General features: G+C 64.8%; 16 protein-coding genes. 6 read left to right on the top strand and 10 right to left on the bottom strand.

Annotation, left to right across the window (positions count from 1 at the left end; translation table 11 throughout):
* The first annotated feature begins 52 nt into the window (after positions 1 to 52).
* Positions 53 to 835, top strand: a complete 783-nt coding sequence (locus IVA74_RS26890) for a DUF169 domain-containing protein (protein WP_247349396.1) — start codon at positions 53 to 55, stop codon at positions 833 to 835.
* A gap of 9 nt (positions 836 to 844) precedes the next feature.
* Positions 845 to 2023, top strand: coding sequence for a saccharopine dehydrogenase NADP-binding domain-containing protein (locus tag IVA74_RS26885; protein WP_247349395.1), 1179 nt, complete (start codon positions 845 to 847; stop codon positions 2021 to 2023).
* A 137-nt stretch (positions 2024 to 2160) separates the two neighbouring features.
* On the opposite strand, the gene IVA74_RS26880 is transcribed toward IVA74_RS26885, so the two are convergent.
* Positions 2161 to 3357: an FAD-dependent monooxygenase gene (locus tag IVA74_RS26880; RefSeq protein WP_247349394.1), complete on the bottom strand. Its 1197-nt coding sequence runs from the start codon at positions 3355 to 3357 to the stop codon at positions 2161 to 2163.
* 146 nt (positions 3358 to 3503) lie between these two features.
* Between IVA74_RS26880 and IVA74_RS26875 the strand changes: the two genes are divergently transcribed.
* The gene (locus tag IVA74_RS26875; RefSeq protein WP_247349489.1) at positions 3504 to 3980 is read left to right on the top strand and encodes a MarR family transcriptional regulator; all 477 of its coding nucleotides are present in this window, start codon (positions 3504 to 3506) and stop codon (positions 3978 to 3980) included.
* On the opposite strand, the gene IVA74_RS26870 is transcribed toward IVA74_RS26875, so the two are convergent.
* The 3 genes from IVA74_RS26870 to IVA74_RS26860 all read right to left on the bottom strand — a co-directional run bounded on the left by IVA74_RS26870 (position 3949) and on the right by IVA74_RS26860 (position 8185).
* The gene (locus IVA74_RS26870; RefSeq protein WP_247349392.1) at positions 3949 to 5205 is read right to left on the bottom strand and encodes an O-antigen ligase family protein; all 1257 of its coding nucleotides are present in this window, start codon (positions 5203 to 5205) and stop codon (positions 3949 to 3951) included. The genes IVA74_RS26875 and IVA74_RS26870 overlap by 32 nt on opposite strands.
* Before the next feature lie 175 nt (positions 5206 to 5380).
* The gene (locus IVA74_RS26865) at positions 5381 to 6931 is read right to left on the bottom strand and encodes an undecaprenyl-phosphate glucose phosphotransferase (RefSeq protein WP_247349390.1); all 1551 of its coding nucleotides are present in this window, start codon (positions 6929 to 6931) and stop codon (positions 5381 to 5383) included.
* A 120-nt stretch (positions 6932 to 7051) separates the two neighbouring features.
* Positions 7052 to 8185 carry a glycosyltransferase family 4 protein gene (locus IVA74_RS26860; RefSeq protein ID WP_247349388.1) on the bottom strand — a complete coding sequence of 378 codons (1134 nt, stop codon included), beginning with the start codon at positions 8183 to 8185 and terminating at the stop codon, positions 7052 to 7054.
* A gap of 205 nt (positions 8186 to 8390) precedes the next feature.
* Here IVA74_RS26860 and IVA74_RS26855 point away from each other — a divergent pair, with 205 nt between their 5' ends.
* The gene (locus tag IVA74_RS26855) at positions 8391 to 10661 is read left to right on the top strand and encodes an exopolysaccharide transport family protein (protein ID WP_247349385.1); all 2271 of its coding nucleotides are present in this window, start codon (positions 8391 to 8393) and stop codon (positions 10659 to 10661) included.
* Between the two features lie 11 nt (positions 10662 to 10672).
* On the opposite strand, the gene IVA74_RS26850 is transcribed toward IVA74_RS26855, so the two are convergent.
* A complete protein-coding gene (locus IVA74_RS26850; RefSeq protein ID WP_247349384.1) occupies positions 10673 to 11854 on the bottom strand; it encodes a GNAT family N-acetyltransferase in 1182 nt (393 codons plus the stop codon).
* A 129-nt stretch (positions 11855 to 11983) separates the two neighbouring features.
* Between IVA74_RS26850 and IVA74_RS26845 the strand changes: the two genes are divergently transcribed.
* A complete protein-coding gene (locus IVA74_RS26845; RefSeq protein ID WP_247349383.1) occupies positions 11984 to 13033 on the top strand; it encodes a polysaccharide deacetylase family protein in 1050 nt (349 codons plus the stop codon).
* Between the two features lie 21 nt (positions 13034 to 13054).
* Here IVA74_RS26845 and IVA74_RS26840 read toward each other — a convergent pair whose 3' ends face one another.
* A complete protein-coding gene (locus tag IVA74_RS26840; protein WP_247349382.1) occupies positions 13055 to 13276 on the bottom strand; it encodes a DUF2842 domain-containing protein in 222 nt (73 codons plus the stop codon).
* A 94-nt stretch (positions 13277 to 13370) separates the two neighbouring features.
* Here IVA74_RS26840 and IVA74_RS26835 point away from each other — a divergent pair, with 94 nt between their 5' ends.
* The gene (locus IVA74_RS26835) at positions 13371 to 14453 is read left to right on the top strand and encodes a COX15/CtaA family protein (protein ID WP_247349381.1); all 1083 of its coding nucleotides are present in this window, start codon (positions 13371 to 13373) and stop codon (positions 14451 to 14453) included.
* A gap of 19 nt (positions 14454 to 14472) precedes the next feature.
* Here IVA74_RS26835 and IVA74_RS26830 read toward each other — a convergent pair whose 3' ends face one another.
* From IVA74_RS26830 to IVA74_RS26815, 4 genes are all read right to left on the bottom strand, one after another.
* Positions 14473 to 14817: a hypothetical protein gene (locus IVA74_RS26830; RefSeq protein WP_247349380.1), complete on the bottom strand. Its 345-nt coding sequence runs from the start codon at positions 14815 to 14817 to the stop codon at positions 14473 to 14475.
* Positions 14818 to 14936: 119 nt separating this feature from the next.
* Positions 14937 to 16217 carry an O-acetylhomoserine aminocarboxypropyltransferase gene (locus tag IVA74_RS26825; RefSeq protein WP_247349379.1) on the bottom strand — a complete coding sequence of 427 codons (1281 nt, stop codon included), beginning with the start codon at positions 16215 to 16217 and terminating at the stop codon, positions 14937 to 14939.
* A gap of 137 nt (positions 16218 to 16354) precedes the next feature.
* Positions 16355 to 16939 carry a CoA-binding protein gene (locus IVA74_RS26820; RefSeq protein ID WP_247349378.1) on the bottom strand — a complete coding sequence of 195 codons (585 nt, stop codon included), beginning with the start codon at positions 16937 to 16939 and terminating at the stop codon, positions 16355 to 16357.
* Positions 16940 to 17044: 105 nt separating this feature from the next.
* Positions 17045 to 17869, bottom strand: a complete 825-nt coding sequence (locus tag IVA74_RS26815) for an enoyl-CoA hydratase (protein WP_247349376.1) — start codon at positions 17867 to 17869, stop codon at positions 17045 to 17047.
* Positions 17870 to 17890: the final 21 nt, after the last annotated feature.

The raw sequence follows: 17890 nt of genomic DNA, 5'->3' as shown, positions 1-17890 counted from the left end.
TTCAAGAAACAATAAATAGCGCCGGCGCGCGACCGCCGGCCGGGAGGACGCCATGCAACAGCAGAGTGCAGACAGCATCGATCTTGCCGGCCTCGTCGCCGATCTCAACAGCCTGCTGCGGCTGAAGACCACGGTGATCGGCATGAAGCTGTTCGCGCGTACCGCGGAGATGGAGGCGATCCCGAAAATCCGGCGGCCGAACGCGGTTCACACCACAGACCAGATCGTCAGCATGGCCTCGCGGCTCGGCTGGACCGTCGGCATTACCGGCGACGATCTCGTCGGCGCGCAATGCCGCGCCGTGATCGGCCTTGCACCGCAGGACGAGAAATGGCTCGCCGGCGAAAACTATGTCGGGGTCTGGCACGGCACGGCAGAGGACGCGCGCAAACGCCAGGAGGCGCTGGACGTCGTTCCGTTCGGCCGGTACCAGGCGCTCGCGGTCAGCCCGCTCGCCAGCGGCCGGCTCGATCCGCCCGACATCTGCCTCGTCTACGCCACGCCGGGACAGATGATCATCCTGATCAACGGTCTGCAATATACCGGCTACAAGAAGTTCGAATGGGGTGTGGTCGGCGAGACCGCTTGCGCGGATTCCTGGGGACGGGCGCTCAAAAGCGGTGAGCCCAGCCTGTCCTTGCCATGCTATGCCGAACGGCGCTATGGCGGCGTGCCCGACGAGGAGATGCTGATGGCACTGAAGCCGGAACATCTCGCCAAGGCGGTTCTGGGCATGAAGGCGCTGGCCAAGAACGGCCTGCGCTATCCGATCCCGCCCTACGGTATTCAAAGCGACGTCCGTGCCGGCATGGGCGTGAGTTACGCGAAGAAGTAAAGGCCGACCATGAGCTCTGCGAAATTCGACATCATCGTCTACGGTGCGACCGGTTTCACTGGTCAGCTCGTCGCCGAATATCTGACCCAGCATTACAAGAGCGACAAGACGCTCAAATGGGCGATGGCAGGCCGTAGCCTTGGCAAGCTGAAATCGGTACGCGATGCGGTCGGCGCGCCCGGGAACACGCTGCTGATTGTCGCGGATGCGTCCGACGCGGCTTCGCTGAAGGCGATGGCGGAACGGACGATGTCGGTGATCACGACGGTCGGTCCGTATCAGCTCTACGGCGAGGAACTGCTCGCGGCCTGCGTCGCCACCGGCACGGATTATTTCGATCTCTGCGGCGAACCGATCTGGATGCGCCAGATGATCGACAAGTACGAGGCGGCTGCAAAAGAGAGCGGCGCGCGCATCGTATTTTCATGCGGCTTTGATTCCGTGCCGTTCGAGCTCGGTGCGTTCTTCGTGCAGGAAGAGGCCAAGCGCATGTTCGGCGCACCGGCGTCGCGCGTGAAAGGTCGCGTGCGCGATATGCGCGGCACGCTCTCGGGCGGCACCGCGGCGAGCGCGAAGGCGACCTTCGATGCGGTTGCCAAAGACATCAGCCTCATCACGATCCTGAACGATCCGTTCGCGCTGACACCGGGTTTCACCGGCCCGAAGCAGCCGAAGGGCAACAGGTCGCTGCTCGAGGAGGACCTGCAATCCTGGGCCGCGCCGTTCACGATGGCGCTGATCAACACGCGCAACGTCCATCGCTCCAACATGCTGATGGGCTTCCCCTACGGCCAGGAGTTCGTCTACGACGAGATGGTCCTGACCGGTCCCGGCGAGAAGGGCGAGGCCAACGCCAAGCTCGTGATGGCGGCCAATGCGGGCAAGACCGGCCCCGACGCACCGAAGCCGGGCGAGGGGCCGTCGAAGGAAGAGCGCGAAAACGGTCTCTTCGATCTGCTCTATATCGCGATCGCACCCGATGGCCGCATGGTTCGCGCCGGCGTCACCGGCGACCGCGATCCCGGCTACGGCTCGACCTCGAAGATGATCTCCGAATGCGCCATCTGCATGCTGCGTGACGCGACAGACGTCGCCGCCGGCTTCTGGACGCCGGGCGCAGCGATGCAGCACAAGCTGATCAAGCGGCTGGTCGAGCACGCCGGGCTGACATTCGCCGTGGAGAGATAGAGCCGGTCACTTGCCACAATCGCGGTGTCATCGTCCGGCTTGACCGGACGATCCAGTATCCCAGAGATGGCACTGATCGAATCGAGAGGTCGCGGCGTACTGGATGCCCGCCTTCGCGGGCATGACAGCGTTCGCAACTACACCGCCCGCGCGTCGTACGCGTACATGAACTCCATGCTCTTCGAACCCAACGGCAGCAGCCACTTCATCATCTGATTGCGGATCCAAGCGCCGGTGGCGCTGAATTCGCGCTTGCTGTTGCCGTTCCGGCGCGCCAGAGCGACGATCTTTTCCGCGCGCGGGCGTCGCTCGGCCTCGAATGCCTGGAAGGTGGCGCCGAGCTCCTGGCCTTGCTGCATCAGCCGGGCGAGGCGCATCGCATCCTCCAGCGCGAGCGAGGCGCCCTGGCCGGCATGCGGGCTGGTCGCATGCGCGGCGTCGCCGATCAGCAGCGAGCGCTTGCGCGACCAGGTCGGCAGAGTCGCGACGTCGAGCGTGTCGGTGACCACAATGTTCTCGGCCGCGTCGATGATGGCGGGGATCGGATCATGCCAGCCGCGATGGAAGCCGCGCAGGTGCTGCTTCAGTGTCGCGGGGTCGAGCGCGCGGAACATCGCCGCGTCCATGCCATGTGCGGGCTGCGTGCTCCACCACATCACGCCGTCGTTCGGATCGGGACTGCAATAGCCGTAGCCGAAGAAGCCACTCTGCCCGAACGTGGTCTCGACGTTCCGGCCGATCGGCCGGCCGTCGAGGACGGCGTACGGAACGAAGCCGCCGAAGCCGATCAGTCCGGTGTCGAACGGCTGCGGTCCGTCCGGCACGACCTGGCGCCGCGCAACCGAGTGCACGCCATCAGCGCCGATCAGGAAGTCGCCTTCGGCGGTGGTGCCGTCGGCGAAATAGGCGATGATCGGCTGGTCGCCGCGGTCCTCGATCTTGATCAGGCGCTTCTCGAAATACAGCGACACACAGGCACACCAGGCCTTGTCGATCAGCATCTCGTTTAGCGTGGCGCGGCAGACATTGACCGCCGGCTGGCCGAAGCGCCGCGCCATGTCGCGATTGATCGCGCCGAGTCTCTCTCCGCCTTGCGAATAGAAGTCGAACGACTCCGCGATCGAGCCACGGCTGATCAGCTCGTTCGAAAGGCCGATCTCGTCCATGACTTGCATGCCGTTCGGTGCGATCTGAAGGCCGCCGCCGATGCCTTTCGAATAGGGCCAGGCCTCGTAGATCGCGGACTCGATGCCGGCGCGGCGCAACAGGACCGCGGCGACGGGGCCGGCGATGCCAGCGCCGATGATCAGGGCCTTGCGGGGACGGTTGGACATGGCTTGCTCCCGACGTTTCCGTGGTGCTAGGAGAATTAAGGTCGCTAAATCTCTTAGTGACTAAGAGATATATCGACTAAGATATGAGGTCGGCCTTGTCAAGGACGAAGGCGCGCGCTGCGCTGTTGCAGGAGCTCGAGGAGGCGATGCGCCGATCGTCCGCGCAGGGCGTGCTCTATGGCCAGACGGTTGCGAACGTTGCCGGAATTGCCAATTCCGACCTGGAATGCATGGACATCCTGTATCTCGAAGGCCGCGTCACCGCCGGCCGGCTCGCCGAAGTCACGGGCCTGACGACGGGCGCCATCACCGGCGTGGTCGACCGGCTCGAAAAGGCGGGGCTGGTGCGCCGGGAACGCGACGATGCCGATCGCCGCAAGGTCTTCATTGCTGTCGTGTCGGAGGCGATAGAAAGGCTCGGCCAGTTCTACGTGCCGATGCAGCAGGCGATGGAGAAGGTTTTTGGCGGCTATTCCGACGCGGAATTGCGCTTGCTGCTGCGCTTCGCCAATGAGGGCTACAAGGGCGTGCTCGCGGCGACCGCGGCGCTGAAGGGCCTGCTAGACACGCCGCCGGAGAAGCGTCCCGATCTCAAGCTGAGGAAGCTTCGTCGCCAGCCCTAGTCTTGTAGATCTGTGTGGCCGCGATCATGCCCCACATCGCGCCCAGCATCATCCAGAAGTGCCGCCAGTGGTCGGTGTCGATCACGAAACTTTCGCCGACTGTGCCGACGAAGGCGGAGAAGACGGCGAGATAGGCGCGCTGCCATGGCACACGGACGAAGATGTGCCTGATACCCATGATAACGGTCGTGAAGACCAGCGCGGGATAGCAGATGCCGGACAGCCAGCCGCCGGACATGAAGGCGTTGAGGTAGGAGTTGTGGGTGTCCTCGGGGAAGAAGCGGTGGAATTGCAGGGGGCCGATGCCGAACGGCAGGTCGAGCGCCATCTCCGCACCGAGGATGTGCCGGCCGAACCGGCCGAACCGGCCTTCGTCATAGCTCTGGTCGAAGCTCGCGCGCTGCTTGAACATTTCGGCGATGGAATCGAACGACATCAACACCGCGATCAGCGCCAGGCCCAGGACCGCGGCCAGGATCGCCATGACAATGATGCGCGAGCGCTGCGCGTTGGTGCGGCTGGTCAGCACCATCAGCGCCAGCATGAAGGCGGATGTCAGCACCAGCCCGCCCCAGGCGGCGCGGGAGAAAGCGAGCAGGATCGCCAGCGACATGATGCCGAAGGCGATGACGTTGCGGAACGCCTTGCCGAGCTTGTCGGAAACCACGCTCTGGAGCGAAAACAGCGCCGGCAGGATCAGGAAGGCGCCGAGCACGTTCGGGTCCTTGAACGTGCCGCGGGCGCGTCCATAAAGTGTGAGGAGGTCGTCTCCGCCGGGGACCAGGTGGAAGTAGCCGGCGACCGCCGACAGGGAGGCAACCATCGCGCCGATCACGAGTCCGCGGCGGAGCATGTCGAGCCGGGCCGTGGTGTCCTCCGATGTGACCATGGCGAAGAACACGACCGTCACCGCCATGTACCAGGAGGTCGCAATCCAGCTCACCACCTCGGACTGTTCGAATAACGGGATCGCGCTGATCGTGTAGCCGACATTGAGCAGGACCAGCATCAGCACCAGCGGCATCAGCGCGAGCCGCAAGCGCAGACCGGTGGCGAAGAAGGTGATGGTGGCGAGCAACGTCACGATCTCGTAGGGGCTCGGCTCAATGAAGACGATCGCGCCGGAGGCGCCGACCAGCCACACCAGCGCACGCTGAAGGGCCAGCACGCCGGGCGCCGCGCGAACCGCTGCATTCATCTCCCCCGCTGTCGCCGGATACGCCATCACACGCTCACGCTCACGCTACCGGTACGCCACAAAACACGCTCTCATCGTCCGGCTTGACCGGGCGATCCAGTACTCCGAGACAGCGAGGCTCTATGGCGGCGCCGCGGCGTACTGGATGCCCCACCCCAGTACGCAATTGCGGACAAGGCGGAGCATGACGGAGAAACTCAGCTCAATACGCGTTCTCGTTCTTAGTCAGCAGCGACATCGGCGTCTTCAGCAGAATGACGAGATCGAACAGCACCGACCAGCTCTCGATGTAATAGAGGTCGAACTCGACGCGCTTCTGGATCTTCTCTTCGTTGTCGATCTCGCCGCGCCAGCCGTTGATCTGAGCCCAGCCGGTGATGCCGGGCTTGACCCGGTGGCGGGCGAAATATCCATCGACGGCTTCGTCGAACAGGCGGCTCTGGAGCTTGCCTTGCACCGCATGCGGACGCGGACCGACCAACGATAGATTGCCGGAGAAGACCACGTTGAAGAGCTGCGGCAGCTCGTCGAGGCTGGTCTTGCGGATGAAGCGGCCGACACGGGTGACGCGCGAATCGTTCTTGGTCACGACCTTCGAGGCCGTCGGATCCGCCTGATGATGGTACATCGAGCGGAACTTGTAGACGTCGATGCGCTCGTTGTTGAAGCCGAAGCGCTTTTGCCGGAACAGCACCGGGCCGGGGCTGTCGAACTTCACCGCCAGCGCCACCAATCCCATGACCGGCAGGGCCGCCAGCAGCGCGAGGCTGCCGACGATGCGGTCGAACAACCATTTCATCACCAGGTCCCAGTCGGTGATCGGCGCCTCGAACACGTCCAGTGTCGGCACCTCGCCGATATAGGAGTAGGAGCGGGGACGGAAGCGCAGCTTGTTGGTGTGCGCGGAGAGGCGGATGTCCACCGGCAGCACCCAGAGCTTCTTCAGCATCTCCAGGATGCGCGTTTCGGCGGAGATCGGCAGCGCGAACAGCACGAGATCGACGCGGGTGCGGCGGGCGAACTCGATGATGTCGTCGACCTTGCCGAGCTTGCGCGCGCCGGCACAGGTGTCGAGCGCGCGGCTGTCGTTGCGGTCGTCGAACACGCCGAGCACGTGGATGTCGGAATCCTCCTGCACTTTCAGCGCCTCGACCAATTGTTCGCCGTTGCGGTCGGAGCCGACAATGATGGTGCGGCGGTCGAGCCGGCCCTCGCGCGCCCAGGCGCGCACCAGCGAGCGCAGCACCAGGCGCTGGCAGACGAGCGCGGCGAGCCCGAGGAAGTAGAAGGCGGCAAGCCACAGCCGCGATATTTCGCTGCCGAACTTGGCGAAGAAGGAGATGCCGATGAACAGCAGGAAGACGAACGACCAGGAGGAGATCATCCGCGTCATCTGCCGGAGCTGACCGCGGAACAACTGCACTTGATAGATGTCGGCGGCCTGGAAGCAGACCACGGCGGAGATCGCGACGGCGATGATTTGCGCGGGATAAACCCAGCTGAAGGAGCCGGCGAGCGGCATGACATAGCCGAGATAGAGCGCGATGCCGACGAGGCTCAGCAGCGCGAAATCGGCCAGGCGGACGAAGCCGGTGATTACGATTGGCGAATAGGCGCGGGCGACCTTCTGGTTGACGATGTCCAGCGCGGCGGGCGAGAGTCGGCGGCGGCGCTCCACAAAGGGCGGGTCAGCCGGGTTCGCCGCGGCGCTGGTCGCGGCATCGAGCATCGAGCGTGCGTTGAGCGGTTCCACGGGCGTCCACGTCCATTCCAAAAACCCGCGGGACGCGTCCTTGCGCCCCGGGCGAGCATCCCCTGGCACATCGAGTATCGAACAAATCGGAAGATTCTCTAAAGCGGGCCTTAAGGATGGTTAGTGTTTGGTAAATGCGTCGCGATATCCCGCGAGCACGCCATCAACCATCGCCTGCTGAGAGAAATGCGCGGAGATGCGCTCGCGCAAAGACGATGCGCGCTGCACGGTCGCTTGCGGATTGTCGAGCGCGGCCGCAATCGCCTCCGCCATGGCCTCCGCGTCGCTCGGCGCGAACAGCGCCGGGCTCTCCGCCCCAAAAATCTCGGGGATGCCTCCGATTCTGGACGCGATCATCGGAATGCCGGCAGCACCGGCCTCGATCACGACATAGGGCATGGAATCGCCACGCGAGGGAACGACCAGCAGCCGCCCCTTGGAAAAGCCGTAGCGCGCCTTGACATGGCCGATGAAGCGGATGGCACTGGTCAGGCCAAGCCTCTCGACCTGCGCTTTCAACGCCGCGGTCTCCTCGCCATCGCCGCCGAGCGTCAGGGTGACCCTCTTGCCGCCCTCGTGCAGGCGCGCCACCGCATCGACCAGCAGATCGGCGCCCTTGATGTGCCTGAACTCACCGACATAAGCGAGGTCGGTGGCGTCGCCGGCGATGATAACAGGCTCGAATTCTTCCGGCGTCACACCGTTGAAGACGCAATGCACCACGCCCTTCGGCGTGCCGACGATGCGCTGATAGGTGTCGCGGGCAAACGCGCTTTCGAACAGAAAAAGGTCGGTCGCGCCCATCAGCGTGCGCTCGAGCCGCGCGTAAAACTCGCCCTTGAGCGTGTTGAGGGGATAATGCAGCGAGCCGCCATGCGGGGTGTAGATGCGGATGGTGTCGTCGGAGCGCCGCCGCATGCGGATGAAAGCACCGGCCTTGGCGCCGTGGCCATGCATGACGTCGGGCTTGAGCGTAGCGATCAGGCGCCGCAAGCGAAGCCAGACCAGGACATCGTCCGGCGACGGTTCGCGGCGGATCGCCATCCGGTGCACGCCGAGCTTCAGTCGCGGTGCGAGCTCGGCAAGGGCCTTGTCGGCGCGCTCGCCGCCGGTGAGGTTGTCGGCGAGGATGCCGACATGATGGCCGCGGTCGACCTGGCCGTTGGCGACGTCGAGGATGTGGCGGAAGATGCCGCCGACTGGAGCGCGCACGGCGTGCAGGATGCGAAGCGGCTGGTCTTGAGAGGGGGGCATGATCAAAACCAGCGCTCGACGGCGAATGCTCGAACAAAACTCACGAAATAATCGAGACGGATTAAGAGCCCTCGTGGTTAACAAATGGTGACGAGCGCGCCTGCGCGAGCTGTCGGATGCCGCGATTAACCCAGCGGCAACCTTAATGGAGTGTAATCGTCCCGGTTGAGGTAAGTTCGTGGCGTTGCGCCTGCGGGAGTGTTCGATGCGTTTAGCGTTCTGGCGTGGCGGCAAGGACAGGGCGGTGGTCGAGCGGGCCGTCTCGAAGGCCAAAGCCGAAACCAAGCGGGCCGAACTCGCGCCCAGGATCGAAGCAAAGCCTGCGCCCGTTGCTCCGACGCAGCAGCCAGTCGAATCCGGCGACATCGACCTTCACGCGCTCGGCGCGGCATTGGCGCGCAAGCGCGGCTGGATCATCGTGCCGACGGTGCTGGCGCTCGTCGCGTCCGTCGCGATCGTCAATCTCGTCACGCCGCGCTACAAGTCTGAGTCCCGCATCCTGATCGACGGCCGCGAGAACGTGTTTCTGCGCCCCAACAGCGATCGCGCCGAGGAGCGGCAGGCGCTCGACGCAGAGGCCGTCACCAGCCAGGTGCAGCTCGTGCTGTCGCGCGACCTCGCGCGCGAGATCATCAAGAAGAACAAGCTTGCGGAGCGGCCCGAGTTCGATCCGGTGCTGCAAGGCATTTCGCCGCTGAGGTCGCTTGCGGCGCTGGTTGGCATCGGCCGCGATCCGTTCTCGATGACGCCGGAAGAGCGCGTGCTCGACGCCTATTACGAGCGCCTCCAGGCCTACGCCGTCGACAAGTCGCGCGTGATCGTGATCGAATTCCAGTCCGCCGATCCCGATCTCGCCGCGCGCGTCGCCAATTCAATCGCCGACGGCTATCTCGTGCTCCAACAGGATGCGCGCCAGGACCAGGCCCGGAACGCGAGCCAGTGGTATGGCGGCAGGATCGACGAGCTGCGACGGAATGTCTCCGAGGCCGAAGCGAAGGCCGAGGATTTCCGCTCCAAGTCGAGCCTGTTCATCGGCACCAACAACACGACGCTGTCGAACCAGCAGATGGGCGAGGTCAACACCCAGCTCAACAATGCGCGCGCGCTCAAGGCCGATGCCGAGGCCAAGGCGCGCCTGATCCGCGAGATGATCCAGAGCGGCAAACCGATCGAGTCGTCGGAAGTGCTGAACTCGGAATCGATGCGCACGCCCTCCCAGCAGCGCGTGGCGTTGCGGGCGCAGCTGGCCGAGCAATCGTCGACGTTGCTCGGCAACCACCCGCGCATCAAGGAATTGAAGGCGCAGCTCGCCGACCTCGACACCCAGATCCGCGACGAGGCCGCCAAGCTCGCCCGCACGCTCGAAAACGATGCGCGTGCCGCCAGCGGGCGCGTTCAGGAATTGTCCGCAAGCCTCGAGCAGCTCAAGAAGCAGGCGACGTCAACCAACGGCCAGGACGTGCAGCTCCGCGCCCTCGAGCGTGAGGCCAAGGCGCAGCGTGACCTGCTCGAAACCTATCTCGCGAAGTACCGTGAAGCGAACACCCGCGAGACCATCGATACCGCGCCGACGGATGGCCGCATCATCTCACGCGCCATCGTCTCGAACATGCCGGCCTATCCGAAGAAGCTGCCGATCGTGCTGATCGCGACGATCGCGACACTGTTGCTCTCGTCCGGCGTCGTCGTCACCGGAGAGTTGTTGCGCCAGACCGCGCCCCGTGCAGTCGCTGTATTCACGCCAGCGCAAACGCGGGCGTCGGCTCGCCAGGAACAAGTTGTTCAACCGATGGTCATCGAGCCGTTCGTCGATCCGGTCATGGCAGAGCCCGCGCCGCTTCAGCCGGAGATGACGGCGGATGCCGATGTCAGCGAATTCCCGGAGATCGAACGCCTGGCCGCTAGCCTGCGCGCCGCCGGGGCTGGGGCGAAGAAAGTCACGGTGCTCGGCACCGCAGCCGGCGAAGCCGTCACGCTGTCGACGCTGACACTGGCCCGGTATCTCGCGCGCGATGCGCGGGTTGTCGTGGTCGATCTTGCCGCGTCCTCGCCGACCATGGCCGCCGTATCCGTCGACGCCTCCGCACCCGGCCTTGCCGAGCTGATGCAGGGCGAGGCGTCGTTCGCGCAAATCATCACCCGGGACAAGCTCTCGCGGCTGCATCTGGTCTTGCCCGGCCGTCCCGGCTTCGATCGCAGTCTGTTGCAGTCGCCGCGGGTGACCCTGGCGGTCGACGCGCTGCTGCGCGCCTACGACCACGTGCTGCTCGATGCCGGCAGCGCCTCCGACCTGCCGGCCGAACTGCTGACGGCGAATGCCCGCGCCGTCGTGGTGCCCGACGCGTCGATGGCGCCGGATGCGCGCGCGCTGATGTGCGAGCAGCTCAGCGCCGTCGGCTTCAGCGAAGTCACGATGCTGAGCAAGCCGGTGCAGCCGTCGAATCCGGTGGATGCGCCGCGCGTCGTGGCGGCGTAGGCAAAGACAGATTACCCGAACGCGCGTCGCAGCCGCTGCGCGAGGTCGAACAGCATCTGGTTTTGTTTCACCAGCCGCTTGCCGTGGCTCAGCGAGGACATCGCCATCGCCGCGAGTTTTCCGCGTGACGTCAGCGGAACAAAACTGTCGAAGATGTTCTGGTCGTCCTTGCAGAACATCCGCTTGTACTCGTCCGAGCCGATGCCAAGGTCGAGCGAACGGTAGCCGCGCTCGGCATAGCGGTCGATGATGTAGCGCATCAGGATCAGCCCGGGGCTGTAACGGGCGTGCTCGGACATCGTGTAGGTGTTGAACATCATCGAGTAGCGCTGGCCATCGGCGACGCCGGCGAAGATCGCGATCACCTCGTCGTCGCATTCGAGCGCGTGGATGTCGATGACGCGGCCTTCACCGCGCAGCGCAAGGCAGGCGCTGCGGACGAATTGCTCGACGCCGGGCTCGGCGAAGACGTTGGGAAGCTTCTGTTCGGCCATCCGCGCCGGCTTGACGCGGAAGAACCAGTCGAGCAGGCGGGTGACGTCCGTGTCCGTGGTCGCCAGGTGATAGCGATAGCCGGCGAGAGCCTGGAGCTTCTTCTCCTTGCTCTTGAGACGACGGCGGAAGGAATTGCTGATCCGCGACGCCGGCGGACCGCCCGGCTCCATCGTGAGCAGCGGGCAACCGTTGATCGCGCTCTGGCGCGGCAGGAGCACAAACGGATTCTGCTGGTCGTGCCAGTGCAGCGGCTGCTGCGTCAGTGCGAGCACGTCGACATGCTCGCGCAAGGACGCAAGCAGCGCGTCGAGATCGGCGATGGCGACCTGCGCTGCGAACTCGGCGTTCCACAGGCCCATGTTGAAGGAGGTATGCTTGCCGCCCATGAAGCAGGCCGTGCGCACGCCGTGGTTTTGGCGCAGCGAGAGCGGCAGCAGCAGGAGCGGCCGATGCTCGGCGTCGCGGGCAATGACGATGAAGGGGCGGGCGCGTTCGTGTTCGCCGACCAGGCCCTGCCAGGGACTCAGCAGGTCAAATCGCTGATAGGGCGTGAAGAGGTGACCGGGCTCCTCGAAGGCGCGCCAGACCGCCTCGGCCGTGCCGAGATCGGTGACGATATCGACATGCGCGATGCGGCTCGCTTTCGACCGCGCTGGCGATTCTGCCGTCCGGCTTTGCATCGCCGCAGCCATGGTCATTCGCGAAACCTGTCGAGAAATCAAAAATGTGCGTAATTCGGCCTGTGGCCGACCTTTGCAAAGAAATGTCAACAAAGCGTAATGACTATAGGGAGGGGGAACGGGCGCCGACGGGCGTGAAGGTGGGATATGGCATCCGACGACAGATGGCTGGAACGGCTGCGCCTCGAGCTGACCTGGTTCACCGGCCAGGCTGCGCTGCGTAGTCGTGGTGCCGGCGCCATCCTGCGCTTTGCGCATGTGCGGCCGCGGCGGCGCGGCGGGTTTCAGCCGTTGCGCGAGAACGAGATCACGCCGCACTTCTTCGATCGCGCCATTCGCGCGCTGAAGCGGTGGAATTATGATTTTCTCGGCATGGACGAGGTCTGCCGGCGCGCGGTGACGCTGCCGGAAAAGCGGCGCTTCGTGGCGCTCACCTTCGACGGCGCCGGCAAGGATCTGATCGACTTTGCCTATCCGGTGCTGGCGCGCCACGGCGTGCCCTTCACGATTTATGTGCCCACGGCGTTTCCCGACGGCGTCGGAGAAGCCTGGTGGCTCGGACTCGAGCAGGTGATCGCGCGCGAGAGCCGTGTCAGCCTGTTGATGGGCGAAAAGGAGCAGCGCTTCACCGTCACAGGCAAAGCCGAGAAGCAGGCGCTGTTTTCGTTCGTCGAGTGTTGGCTGCGCTCGCTGCCGCCGGCGGATGTGTCGGCTGCGATCGCCGATCTCTGCACGCGCTACCGGATCGACCTTGCCGCGCTCTCTCGCGAGGCGTCGATGAATTGGGAGGATCTGGCGAAGCTCGCGGCCGATCCGCTGGTGACGATCGGCAGCGCGACCGTGAACTATCCCGTTCTCGCCAACATGAAGGATGCAGCCGCGCTGCGCGAGATGACGATGGGCAAGGCGGTGGCGGAAGCGGCCTTCCATCGCGACATCCGGCATCTCGCCTTTCCGTTCGGCGATCGCGCCTCGTTCCGGCGCAGCCATGTCGTGATGGCGGAGGAGGCCGGCTTCGCCAGCGCGGTGTCGACGATCCCGGGCATCGTGGATGCGGAGGGACGCACCAATCTGCGCGCGCTGCCGCGCATTTCCTGGGATGGCGGGGTGCGCTCGCGCTCGCTGCGCATGCTACGCGTGCTGGTGTCGGGCACGGCCTTTGCGCCGGTGAAGCCGACCGGCACCGCTACGAACTAGAGGCGCTACGACCTGGCAGCGCTACGAACTAGATTTGGCCCGGTCGGGCCGCTGCATCCAACTCACGATCGGCATCGCCGGCAGCACCCAGCCCATGCCAACCACCACGTAATAGATCGCCTGCCGCCAGCCGGACTCGGCGATCCATGGCATCTGCGCCAGCGCCATGCCGAGCAGGGCCCAGACGGTGGCGAGCATCAGGAGGAGGATGGTGCCGAGGAACTTGCGGGTGCGGATCGTCATGACGGAATATTGCGGCTTTCGCGTAACTTGCGCTGCGGGAGCGGGGGACTATAAGGGGCACGCAGTCCGGTTCAAGCTCTGGTTTTTGCCTCGAATGACGACGATTTCCGCCCCGTCCGAGCCGCATCGCGCCGTGCGCTGGTGGCTGATCTCCGTGGCGGCGCTGATCGCCCTGATGGTGCTGGTCGGCGGCGCGACCCGGCTGACGGAATCCGGCCTCTCGATCGTCGAATGGAAGCCGGTCACGGGCAGCGTGCCGCCGCTCTCGGAAGGGCAGTGGACGGCGGCCTTCGAGGCCTACCAGAAGATCCCGCAATATCGCGAGCTCAACGCGGGCATGAGCCTGTCCGAGTTCAAGGAGATCTTCTGGTGGGAATGGAGCCACCGGCTGCTCGGCCGCTTCATTGGGGTCGCCTATCTGCTGCCGTTCCTGTTCTTCCTGTGGCGCGGCGGCCTGTCGGGTGAGTTGAAGCGGCGGCTGTGGCTGCTGTTTGGGCTTGGCGGGCTCCAAGGCGCGGTTGGCTGGTGGATGGTGGCCTCGGGACTGTCCGAACGGGTCGAAGTTTCGCAATATCGGCTGGCGACGCATCTGGTGCTCGCGCTGCTGATCTTCGCCGGCATCGTCTGGACGGTGCGGCGGCTCGCCGAGCGGCCGCAGATCGCAGCACCATCGCGGCTGCGCTTCACGAGCGCCTTGCTCCTCGTCGTGACCTTTATTCAGATCTATTTCGGTGCGCTGGTTGCCGGCCTGCGCGCCGGGCGCGCCTACAACACCTGGCCGCAGATCGACGGCGCGTTCATTCCCTCGGCTGAGCGGCTGTGGTTCGAGACGCCGTGGTGGCGCAACATGTTCGACAATGTGCTGACGGTGCAGTTCGAGCACCGCATGACGGCCTATGCGCTGTTCGCGCTGGCGGCGTTGCACGCGTTCGATGCGGTGCGTTCACGCGCAGGTTCTGCGGCAAGCGGCGCGCTTTTGCTGTTGGGCGCGGTAAGCCTGCAGGCAGTGCTCGGCATTCTCACGCTGCTCAACCAGGTGCCGATTGATCTCGCGCTGGCGCATCAGGCGGTTGCCCTCGTGGTGCTGACGCTTGCGGTGATGCAGACAGAGCGGCTCGCGACGCGTGGCTCAACCGAAGCGCAGCCGCGGGCGATTCCTGTCAGTCAGCCCGGCTGATCACTACCAGCCCGGCTGATCAGCAATAGCCGTAGATGCCGCACGAGTAGGGCAGGCGCCAGAAATAATCGACCTGCTTCCCGCCGTAATACGGGCCCTGATAATCGTAATCCCACGGGCGGCCGTAATAGCCCGGCAGCGTGTGGGAGCCCGGCAGCAGTGGCGTACCCGGCAGGTTGCGGATGTAGCTGCCGATGCCATAGGCCGGCGAGATCAGCGCATCCGGATCCGTCTCGACATAGACCTGCGGCGGCTCCTGCGGCGGAGCGGCGGGCCGCCGTTTCGGCGTGGCCGGCAAATCGGCGGCAATCGCAGCTGAGACCGTCAGCATCGCCGCAAGGGCAGGCACCATCCAGCGCAGCATCGTCGGCTCCGAATCAAAGGGGCGATCCAGTGACGATGTATGCGGCAGATATGGTTAATGACTGTTAACGGAGGCCGTCTTCGGGGACGCACCCAAACGCCCCGGAATGACCGAGAAGGCTACGCGCCCAGCGCCTGTTCCAGATCGGCGATCAGATCTTCCTTGTCCTCGATCCCGATCGAGAGCCGCACCACGTCGGGGCCGGCGCCGGACTTGACCTTGGCGGCGTCGTCGAGCTGGCTGTGCGTGGTCGAGGCCGGATGGATGACGAGCGAGCGGGTGTCGCCGACATTGGCCAGATGCGAGAACAGCTGCAACTTCGACACCAGGCTGACGCCTGCGTCGTAGCCGCCCTTCAGGCCGAAGGTGAACACGGCGCCGGCGCCCTTCGGCGCGTATTTGCGCGCAAGCTGGTAGTACTTGTCGCTTGCAAGCCCCGCATAGTTCACCGAGGCCACCGCCGGATGGCCGGCGAGGAATTCGGCGACCGCCTTCGCATTGTCGCAGTGCTTCTGCATGCGCAGCGGCAGCGTCTCGATGCCGGTGAGGATCATGAAGGCATTGAACGGCGACAGTGCGGGGCCGAGGTCGCGCAGGCCGAGCACGCGGCAGGCGATCGCAAAGGCGAAATTGCCGAACGTCTCTTGGAGCCGGATGCCGTGATATTCGGGCCGCGGCTCCGACAGCATCGGATATTTGCCGCCGGTCGACCAGTCGAAGGTGCCGGCATCGACGATGATGCCACCGATCGAATTGCCGTGGCCGCCCAGAAACTTCGTCAGCGAGTGCACGACGATGTCGGCACCGTGATCGATCGGCCGGATCAGATAGGGCGAGGCCAGCGTGTTGTCGACGATCAGCGGTACGCCCGCCTTGCGCGCCACCGTCGAGACCGCCTCGATGTCGGTGATGCTGCCGGCGGGATTGGCGATGGACTCGATGAAGATCGCTTTCGTGCGCGGCGTGACCGCGCGCTCGAAGCTCGCGATGTCGTCGGGATCGGCCCACACCACGTTCCAGCCAAAGCTCTTGAACGCATGCGTGAACTGGTTGATCGAGCCGCCATAGAGCTTTCGCGCAGCGATGAACTCGTCGCCGGGCTGGAGCAATTGCTGCAGCACCACGACCTGCGCGGCATGGCCCGAGGCCACGGCAAGTGCGGCCGTGCCGCCTTCGAGCGCCGCGACGCGTTCTTCCAGCACCGCATTGGTGGGATTGCCGATACGGGTATAGATGTTGCCGAACGCCTGCAGGCCGAACAGCGAGGCGGCGTGGTCGGCGTCGTTGAAGACAAAGGATGTGGTTTGATAAATCGGAGTCGCGCGCGCACCGGTGGTGGGATCGGGCTGTGCACCGGCATGCACGGCGAGGGTCGAAAATCCCGGAAGGCGATCGCTCATTGAGGCGTCCTGTTCTCGTGGTCTGAAATCGCGCGGCATGCTGATTGGCGCCGTGGCTGCCGTCAAGGCGGCGCTTCACATCAGAATGATCGTGCTACGCATTGTCGCGTTCGCGAAATGAACCCGTCGCAATTGCGTCAGCTTTGCTCGGTCTTGTTTTTGGCGGCGCGATCCGATGCCGCGGTCTCGCCGCCGCCGACACTCATCCGATTGAGGGATAAGCGCATACCCTGCGTCGGCGCCGGGGGGCGCTTGGAACTCAGCGTGCGCGAATTGACGCCCATCCAGGAGATCTCCGAGGACAGACGGCCATATTCGATCTTGGGGCAGCGGTTCATCACCACCTTGATACCGACGGATTCCGCCTTCAGTGCCGCCGCATCGTCGCGTGCGCCAAGCTGCATCCAGATCACCGTCGGCAGCGGATCGAGTGTGAGGGCTTCCTCGACCACCGGCATGATGTGGCTGGAGTTGCGGAAAATGTCGATCATGTCGATGGGACGCCCGATGTCGGACAGCGAGGCGACGAAGGGCTTTCCGAGCAGCTCCTTGCCGACATGGCCGGGATTGACCGGAATCATGTCGTAGCCGCGCTGGGCCAGATATTTGAACGCGAAATAGCTCGGTCGCACGTTGACCGGCGAGGCGCCGACCATCGCGATCGACTTCACGCCGTTGAGGATGCCCCGGATGTAGTTGTCGGGATAGCTGTCGTGGTTCATTGGCTCTTCTTCTTGCTGTCGTTGCGAGGAACGAAGCGACGAAGCAATCCAGACTGTCACCGCGGAGATATCCTGGATTGCTTGCTTTGCTCGCAATGACGAATTTCACTCGTCCCGCCATGTCGGCGTGCGCTTCTCGATGAAAGCGCCGATGCCTTCCTCGGCGTCGCGCGCCATCATGTTCTCGGTCATCACCTCTGCCGCATAGCGATAGGCGTCCGCAAGGCTCATCTCGGCCTGGCGGTAGAACGCCTCCTTGCCGAGCTTGACGGTGTAGGCGGATTTCAGCGCGACCTGTTCGGCCAGCGCGATCGCGGCCTCGCGCTCGGTGCCAACGGCGACGACACGATTGACGAGCCCGATCTCGCGGGCGCGTGCAGCCGGGATCGGCTCGCCCGTCAGCAGCATCTCCATCGCTTGCTTGCGCGGCACGTTGCGCGACAGCGCCACCATCGGCGTCGAGCAGAACAGGCCGATGTCGACGCCGGGCGTGGCGAAGCTCGCAGCTTCCGAGGCGATCGCGAGATCGCAACTCGCCACGAGCTGGCAGCCGGCGGCGGTCGCGATGCCCTGGACGGATGCGACCACGGGCTTGGGCAAGTGTACGATCGCCTGCATCATCGCGCTACAGGCGGTCATCATCTCGGCGAAGAAGGCACGGCCGCGATCGGGGTCGTCGCGGCGCGCGGTCAGCTCTTTCATGTCGTGGCCGGCGGAGAAGGCGGGACCATTGGCCGCGATCACGACGCCGCGGACAGCCTTGTCGTCGCGGATCTCATTGAGCTCGGCATGCAGGCTTGCGATCATCGCCTCCGAGAGGCTGTTGCGGGCGGCCGGGCGGTTGAGGGTCAGGACCGCGATGGGACCTATGGTCTCGCGCAGCAGGATCGGCGGTTGCGGGGAGGGGGCGCGGGCGGCCTGGACGGACATCGAAGCGTTTCCGGTTGGATT

This window comes from Bradyrhizobium sp. 132 (assembly GCF_023074185.1).
Taxonomy (GTDB): Bacteria; Pseudomonadota; Alphaproteobacteria; order Rhizobiales; family Xanthobacteraceae; genus Bradyrhizobium.
The sequence above is the reverse complement of the archived record's forward strand: the minus strand, read 5'-3'. Positions and strand labels throughout refer to the sequence as shown.

Coding starts and splice junctions, on each gene's coding strand:
- IVA74_RS26860 (WP_247349388.1), bottom strand. CDS start 8,185: ATGCCCCCCTCTCAAGACCAGCCGCTTCGCATCCTGCACGCCGTGCGC.
- IVA74_RS26855 (WP_247349385.1), top strand. CDS start 8,391: ATGCGTTTAGCGTTCTGGCGTGGCGGCAAGGACAGGGCGGTGGTCGAG.
- IVA74_RS26850 (WP_247349384.1), bottom strand. CDS start 11,854: ATGACCATGGCTGCGGCGATGCAAAGCCGGACGGCAGAATCGCCAGCG.
- IVA74_RS26835 (WP_247349381.1), top strand. CDS start 13,371: ATGACGACGATTTCCGCCCCGTCCGAGCCGCATCGCGCCGTGCGCTGG.
- IVA74_RS26830 (WP_247349380.1), bottom strand. CDS start 14,817: ATGCTGCGCTGGATGGTGCCTGCCCTTGCGGCGATGCTGACGGTCTCA.
- IVA74_RS26880 (WP_247349394.1), bottom strand. CDS start 3,357: ATGTCCAACCGTCCCCGCAAGGCCCTGATCATCGGCGCTGGCATCGCC.
- IVA74_RS26890 (WP_247349396.1), top strand. CDS start 53: ATGCAACAGCAGAGTGCAGACAGCATCGATCTTGCCGGCCTCGTCGCC.
- IVA74_RS26840 (WP_247349382.1), bottom strand. CDS start 13,276: ATGACGATCCGCACCCGCAAGTTCCTCGGCACCATCCTCCTCCTGATG.
- IVA74_RS26870 (WP_247349392.1), bottom strand. CDS start 5,205: ATGGCGTATCCGGCGACAGCGGGGGAGATGAATGCAGCGGTTCGCGCG.
- IVA74_RS26885 (WP_247349395.1), top strand. CDS start 845: ATGAGCTCTGCGAAATTCGACATCATCGTCTACGGTGCGACCGGTTTC.
- IVA74_RS26845 (WP_247349383.1), top strand. CDS start 11,984: ATGGCATCCGACGACAGATGGCTGGAACGGCTGCGCCTCGAGCTGACC.
- IVA74_RS26820 (WP_247349378.1), bottom strand. CDS start 16,939: ATGAACCACGACAGCTATCCCGACAACTACATCCGGGGCATCCTCAAC.
- IVA74_RS26815 (WP_247349376.1), bottom strand. CDS start 17,869: ATGTCCGTCCAGGCCGCCCGCGCCCCCTCCCCGCAACCGCCGATCCTG.
- IVA74_RS26825 (WP_247349379.1), bottom strand. CDS start 16,217: ATGAGCGATCGCCTTCCGGGATTTTCGACCCTCGCCGTGCATGCCGGT.
- IVA74_RS26875 (WP_247349489.1), top strand. CDS start 3,504: ATGCGCCGATCGTCCGCGCAGGGCGTGCTCTATGGCCAGACGGTTGCG.